Annotated in this window: 10 protein-coding genes; 6 read left to right on the forward strand and 4 right to left on the reverse strand. The window is 46.3% G+C overall.

Annotated elements, in window-relative coordinates; translation table 11 throughout:
* Positions 1-109: 109 nt before the first annotated feature.
* Positions 110-349, reverse strand: a complete 240-nt coding sequence (locus M4I42_RS03320; protein ID WP_268850822.1) for a DUF2552 family protein — start codon at positions 347-349, stop codon at positions 110-112.
* Positions 342-677: an iron-sulfur cluster biosynthesis family protein gene (locus M4I42_RS03325; RefSeq protein ID WP_268850823.1), complete on the reverse strand. Its 336-nt coding sequence runs from the start codon at positions 675-677 to the stop codon at positions 342-344. The genes M4I42_RS03320 and M4I42_RS03325 overlap by 8 nt, the downstream gene beginning before the upstream one ends.
* Positions 678-762: 85 nt before the next feature.
* Between M4I42_RS03325 and M4I42_RS03330 the strand changes: the two genes are divergently transcribed.
* Together M4I42_RS03330 and M4I42_RS03335 are read left to right on the forward strand one after the other, a co-directional pair.
* A complete protein-coding gene (locus M4I42_RS03330; protein ID WP_268850824.1) occupies positions 763-972 on the forward strand; it encodes a CDGSH iron-sulfur domain-containing protein in 210 nt (69 codons plus the stop codon).
* 3 nt (positions 973-975) lie between these two features.
* On the forward strand, positions 976-1179 hold the full coding sequence (locus M4I42_RS03335; RefSeq protein ID WP_268850825.1) for a YqzH family protein: 204 nt from the start codon (positions 976-978) through the stop codon (positions 1177-1179).
* 19 nt (positions 1180-1198) lie between these two features.
* Here the strand turns inward: M4I42_RS03335 and M4I42_RS03340 are convergent, their stop codons facing one another.
* Together M4I42_RS03340 and M4I42_RS03345 are read right to left on the reverse strand one after the other, a co-directional pair.
* Positions 1199-1984, reverse strand: coding sequence for an SDR family NAD(P)-dependent oxidoreductase (locus M4I42_RS03340; protein WP_268850826.1), 786 nt, complete (start codon positions 1982-1984; stop codon positions 1199-1201).
* Positions 1981-2946, reverse strand: a complete 966-nt coding sequence (locus tag M4I42_RS03345; protein ID WP_268850827.1) for an MBL fold metallo-hydrolase — start codon at positions 2944-2946, stop codon at positions 1981-1983. Before M4I42_RS03345 ends, M4I42_RS03340 begins: the two co-directional genes overlap by 4 nt.
* Positions 2947-3379: 433 nt before the next feature.
* Between M4I42_RS03345 and proI the strand changes: the two genes are divergently transcribed.
* The 4 genes from proI to M4I42_RS03365 all read left to right on the forward strand — a co-directional run bounded on the left by proI (position 3380) and on the right by M4I42_RS03365 (position 5851).
* A complete protein-coding gene (gene proI, locus M4I42_RS03350; RefSeq protein ID WP_268850828.1) occupies positions 3380-4213 on the forward strand; it encodes a pyrroline-5-carboxylate reductase ProI in 834 nt (277 codons plus the stop codon).
* 73 nt (positions 4214-4286) lie between these two features.
* Positions 4287-5294, forward strand: coding sequence for an NADPH dehydrogenase NamA (gene namA, locus M4I42_RS03355; protein WP_268850829.1), 1008 nt, complete (start codon positions 4287-4289; stop codon positions 5292-5294).
* Between the two features lie 103 nt (positions 5295-5397).
* A complete protein-coding gene (locus tag M4I42_RS03360; protein ID WP_162484112.1) occupies positions 5398-5541 on the forward strand; it encodes a hypothetical protein in 144 nt (47 codons plus the stop codon).
* Positions 5534-5851 carry a type II toxin-antitoxin system PemK/MazF family toxin gene (locus M4I42_RS03365; RefSeq protein ID WP_268850830.1) on the forward strand — a complete coding sequence of 106 codons (318 nt, stop codon included), beginning with the start codon at positions 5534-5536 and terminating at the stop codon, positions 5849-5851. The genes M4I42_RS03360 and M4I42_RS03365 overlap by 8 nt, the downstream gene beginning before the upstream one ends.
* The last annotated feature ends 317 nt before the right edge of the window (positions 5852-6168 follow it).

Here is a 6168-nt window from a genome sequence, read left to right on the forward strand (position 1 = left end):
CCGTCCGCAGATACGGTCAAACCGACGATCGCTAAAGAAGAATTAGAAAAGGCGATCCATCCGACCAAACGGCAAAATTCCCCGCAGTGATAAGGAGGCGATTGCCTCCTTATAAAATCTCGGTAACGTTCGGCAGATGCTCTTTTATCCACTGAATCGCCTCATCGAGCGTGGCAAATTCCGTCGTAGCAAACGTCATTTCGTCTTGCAATAACCAAACATCTTTCTTTTCTTGATAAATGCCCGCAATCGACCAATGCAGCAAACTATACGGATCGTTTTCATGCATAAACGATACCCACGTTTTTTGTTTCGCAATATTGGCGATTTGTTTTAGTTTGTCATTCATGCTGTTCACTCCCTTTCACTATCGACATGCGCGGATTTAAGATTTGATTCGGGCTTTTCAACAGAAAACACCCTGCTCCTTCCACCGCGTCAATCACCATGTTATCATCGTAAAAAACAAGCCGTGATTTTTCCAAAAGTACCGGAACATAATTCGTTTCAATCGCTATATCATCTTCCTCTGCTTGATCGACGAGCCATAATGTCGGCACGCCACTGACGGCACAACCGCAGCCGTCCGTATCATATTTTAATTTTAATCGCTTTTTTGTATTCGACAAAATCTGTTCGAGTTGTTGCATTGCTCGATCCGTAAATGTAATATTCATAATGACCGCCCTTTTTGTCATTAAATTTTTACATACGCTAACTATACTACCAAAAATGAGAGCACAAATAAAGGAGGAACCCTACATGGCTAAAGTACAAATTAAAGTAAATGACAACGGCTCATTTCGCGTAACAGGAGAAGTGGAATTAATCGACGCGGAAGGCAACAAATTCGAAACGAAGGAAACGTTTTCGCTCTGTCGTTGCGGCATGTCACAGAAAATGCCGTTTTGCGATGGAACGCATAAAGGAACGTTCCAATCCGTTGTCCGTGCTACTCCATCCCAATCGTAGGGAGTGAAGCGATTGGATGAAAAATGGCTAAAAAAGCTCGTACAAAACTGCCTGCGCCAATACGGGCGCGACGCAGAAGCGTTTCCGCTCACCGATTCGGAGTGGGCGGATTTATATGAACACATCGTGTCAGAAAACAAGACACACCCAGAGATGGATGTATACGAAATCGTTCACGATGTTGTGTATGAGTACATGACAAAATAACCCTCCACGTACAGGAGGGTTATTTTTTAAAAAACGCATTTTTTCCAATCGCTTCAATGAACGATGGAAATAGCTGATATAGTTTACTTCCCGCGTTCATCCAACGCGGCATGTTCACTTCCCTTGTCGGGGTCATCATCGCATCGACGACGCGGCGAGCCACGTCATCGGCTTGAAGCATCCAACGCTTGACGTTTTTTACGTAATCGCCCGTTGCATCGGCAACCGAAAAAAAGTTTGTTTCAATCGGTCCTGGGTTAACAGCGGTCACAAATATCCCATATTGCGCCGCTTCCATGCGCAAGCTGTTCGTAAACCCAAGCACTGCATGCTTTGTCGCCGCATAGACGCTCGATTTCGGCGTCGCAATTTTTCCTGCTTGGGAAGCGACGTTGATAATATGCCCTTTGCGCCGCTTCATCATCTGCTGATACACTATTTTCGTGCAGGCGATGAGCCCACAGACGTTCACCGCAAACATCGCTTCCGTTTCTTGTAAATCAATGTCTTCGACGTAGCGAAACACACCAAACCCCGCGTTGTTGACAAGCACATCGATTTCTATCTCTTGCACGAGCTGTTGAAACACCGCTTCGACCGCGGCAAGGTCGCTGACGTCCAACCGTTCATAGCGACATGGAACGCCGTATGTCGCTTTTATTTTTTCCGAAATCCGCGCTAACTTTTCTTCATTGCGCGCAAGCAATACCGGAATGCCGCCTCGCTTCGCCACTTCATAGGCGATCCGCTCGCCAAGCCCACCGGATGCGCCGGTAATAACGACGCGCTTCCCTGCGAGTTTCACCGCGATCCCACCACCTCATAAAAAAGATAAGCGTCGTTTTCTTTTCGCTTCACTACCGCTCCGATATGTTCTAAATAATCGAGCTGTCCGATCGTTTCTGACATCGTCAGCAAAAATTCCCGCTCATACACGGTTGGAAAGAGTTGTCTGCATACATCGAATACAGTCAATGGTTCATGTACTAACATCTCTAATACTTGTTCGGCGCGCTCATGTTGTTTCGCAAGCCGCTTCTCGACTAGCTCCGGCACACCCGTGACATCTTCCCCATGTCCTGTCTTGATTTTAGCAATCTCATAACGAAGCAATTTTTTTAACGAATCGTTATATTGCAAAAGTGGTTTTGGACGTTCCGTTTTTCCGATTTCCGGTGGTTCAAGCAGCGGATTGGACGAAACTTTTGCTAATAAATGATCGCCGCCAATCATCAGTCCGTCTTTTTCCCGATACAAGACGATATGGCTTTGGGCATGTCCTGGCGTTTCAATGACCGTCCAATCTTCCAAGCCGCCAATTCGGTCGCCTTCGGAAACCGCTGTGGTGAGCGAGCGCTCGCACGAATAACGGAGCGAACGGCGAAATTTCGGCAGCTGTGGCAAGAGCGCGGCATCCATCCCACATTCGATTAAAAATTGTTCAAAATAGTGCTGATGCCACGCCAAAAACTCCGGATCTTTTCGAATCCACGGCTGCGCTTTCGGATGGGCGATGACCGGAATCGAGTCCGGCAAATAATCAAGCAAGCCGACATGGTCTGGATGATGATGCGTCAATACGACTTGCTCGATGTCGCTAGGTTCATAGCCTATTTCATGCAATTGACGCTGAAACGCCTGCCACGCTTCTTCCGTCTTGACTCCGGCATCGATCAATGTTAATCGATCGCCTTTCACAATATACATATTGACGTCTCCGACGGGAAACGGTGTCGGAACGACAATGCGGTACACCTCTTTGTCCATCAACATTCCCCTTTATCATTATATTATAATAATTTAAGAATAGTCATGTTATTTAACAGTTTACACCGTTTTTCTTCGTTTGTCATTTTTTTCTCACCACCCGTAAAAAAATTCAAAAAATTGATTGATTTTTCTATTGACAATAGGCTTGGTTTCGGTGCATAATTGCAAACAAAATAGGCAGGCGATGATTGGGACTAGTAAATGGGGAACGGCACAAGAGAGTGAAACCCAGCGGCTGAAAGGTTTCATTGCCCTCTTTCCCATTGAACCTACCCAAGAGCTGTTAGGCAAACCTAACCGTATAGCCGACGATACCGGCTACGAGGTGGGCACACATGTGCCAACAAAGGTGGTACCGCGGAAATAAAGACCTTTCCGTCCTTTTTGAAGGGCGAAAGGTCTTTTTTATTTGAGATGAGGAGGAGAGAAGATGAGCAAAGAAACAACGATTACGTTTCTCGGTGCAGGTTCGATGGCAGAAGCGCTTATTTCTGGGATGGCAAAAACGTTATACGAGCCAAACCAAATGATTGTTACGAATCGTTCAAGTGTGGAACGTCTTCATTATTTGCAACAAACATACGGTGTGCGTGCAGAAACAAATAAAGAAAAAGCGGTCAAAGAGGCAGATATTGTTATTTTAGCAATGAAACCGAAAGATGCAGCGGAAAGCCTCACTCCGATTGCACACGCGTTTGGCGAACAACAGCTCATCATTTCGCTGCTTGCTGGGGTGACGACGGAAACGATTACATCGCTTATTGGAAAACAAATCGCGGTCATTCGCGCGATGCCAAATACATCGGCGGCCATTCGGCAATCAGCGACCGCCCTTTCTTGTGGCCGCTTTGCGACAGAGGTACATTTAGCGATCGCCAAAACGTTATTTGAAACAGTCGGCATTGTTACTGTCGTTAAAGAACAAGATTTGCATGCGGTGACAGGGTTGTCTGGCAGCGGACCAGCGTACGTCTATTATTTAGTGGAAGCAATGGAAAAAGCGGCGGATGAAATCGGGCTCGATCGCGCTGTGGCAAAAGAGTTGATTTTGCAAACGATCATCGGCGCGGCTCATATGTTAAAAGCGACGAACAAACATCCTTCCGTTTTACGCAAAGAAGTGACAAGTCCGGGCGGCACGACCGAAGCAGGCATTGGTGTGCTTGAACGCTACCGTTATCAAGAAGCGGTCATTGCTTGCATTAAACGGGCGACCGAGCGCTCTGAAGAACTTGGGCAAGCGCTGCTTTCGTCCGTCAAATAGTGCAAGTTGTTTTTCTTTTCCAAGCACACGTGTTATCATTCAAATTGAACACAACTACTTGGAGGGGATTGACATGCTTTTTTCACCATATACGATTCGCGACGTGACACTGAAAAATCGAATTGTCATGTCACCGATGTGCATGTATGCATGCGACACAGAAGACGGAACAGTACGTAACTGGCATAAAATTCATTATCCGACGCGCGCGGTCGGGCAAGTCGGGCTCATTATCGTCGAAGCGACGGCCGTGACGCCGCAAGGAAGAATTTCCGCCCGCGATCTAGGCATATGGAGCGATGAGCATATCGAAGGATTGCGCACGCTCACAACGCTTGTCAAAGAACAAGGGGCCAAAATCGGCATCCAGATCGCTCATGCGGGACGAAAAGCGACGGTCGACGGAGAGATCATCGCTCCCTCGCCGCTTCCGTTTGATGAAAACATGCGCACACCGAAAGAAATGACAAAAGCGGAGATTGAAGAAACGATTCAAGCGTTTCAAAACGGCGCGCTTCGTGCCAAAAAGGCCGGCTTTGACGTCGTGGAAATTCATGCGGCACACGGCTATCTCATTAACGAATTTTTATCGCCATTAACGAACAAACGGAACGACGAATACGGCGGTACATTTGAAAATCGCTACCGCTTTTTAAGCGAAGTGATTGAGGCAGTCAAAGAAGTATGGGATGGACCGCTGTTTGTCCGTGTTTCTGCACATGATTATCATCCAGACGGTTTAACCGTGAAAGACTACGTCGAATACGCAAAGCGCATGAAAGCACAAGGAGTCGATTTAGTCGATGTAAGCTCCGGTGCAGTCGTTCCAGCGGCAATTGATGCGTATCCAGGCTATCAAGTGCCGTTTGCCGAAGCGATCCGCCACGGCGCGGACATCGCTACAGGCGCTGTCGGATTGATTACATCCGGACGGCAAGCGGAAGAAATTTTGCGCAACGGCCGCGCCGATTTGATTTTCATCGGGCGAGAACTCCTTCGCAACCCGTATTGGCCAAAAACAGCCGCAAGTGAGCTCGGCATCCCGCTTGAGGCACCAAAGCCATACGTGCGGGGATGGTAAATAAAGCGCACGTTTAGAGGATTGACCACCTGCTTTAACTTTGCGAAAATTTATAATGAGATGATTAAAAATAAGGGTGATACATGTGAGGGCGGAAGAGTTCATGAAAGCTTTAGACGAAATGGACAATGCGGAGCGAATTAAATTGCTATCATGGCTTTTCGACAAATACTTTGACAACAGACCTCCAAAAGATGTCATTGAAAAAGAACTAGAAAAAGAAATATGGGGAGAAGACGATGAGTAATCTGGGAAGACGAGGCGAAGTATGGTTTGCAGAAATAAAAGGAAAACGAAGACCTGTGCTCATCGTATCTCACCATGATGTTGTCGTAGAATTGGACAGAGTAATTGCAAATATTACAAGTCAACAGCCACGAAACAAATATGATGTCGTCTTAGAATATTGGAAAGAAGCGGGATTAGACAAACCGTCCGTTGTTAGGTGTTCAAAAATCAACACCATTCATTACCGAGAGCTTCTTTTCAAGACTGGAAACATTCATGAACATGATCTAAAACGAGTAATGGAAACGATTAGAAGCTATTTTTCTTAAAGCTGACCGACATTATCGGTCAGCTTGTTTTTCGCCTCTTTCAATCGGAAACGATGAAAAATCGAAAGCAAGTGAAACGTTCGGAAAAATCGTTTTGGCTTCTTCAACGAGCTAAGTGAGGAGTTCCTCCAAACGATTCTCCATTCCTCCTAGGGCATTTTCGATACGGGAAATGCCCTATTGGTGCTGGATTCTGAAAATCTCACTAGTATTGGGCTGAATGGATACTATTTAGATACCCGTAGTGCTAGATAAAATCGAGTAAGCAAAAAAATAGCCCTTGCCTGCGGATCTCCTGTAGAATGAAAGTGCGACCA

The organism is Anoxybacillus sp. J5B_2022 (assembly GCF_026847645.1).
Classification (GTDB): Bacteria; Bacillota; Bacilli; order Bacillales; family Anoxybacillaceae; genus Anoxybacteroides.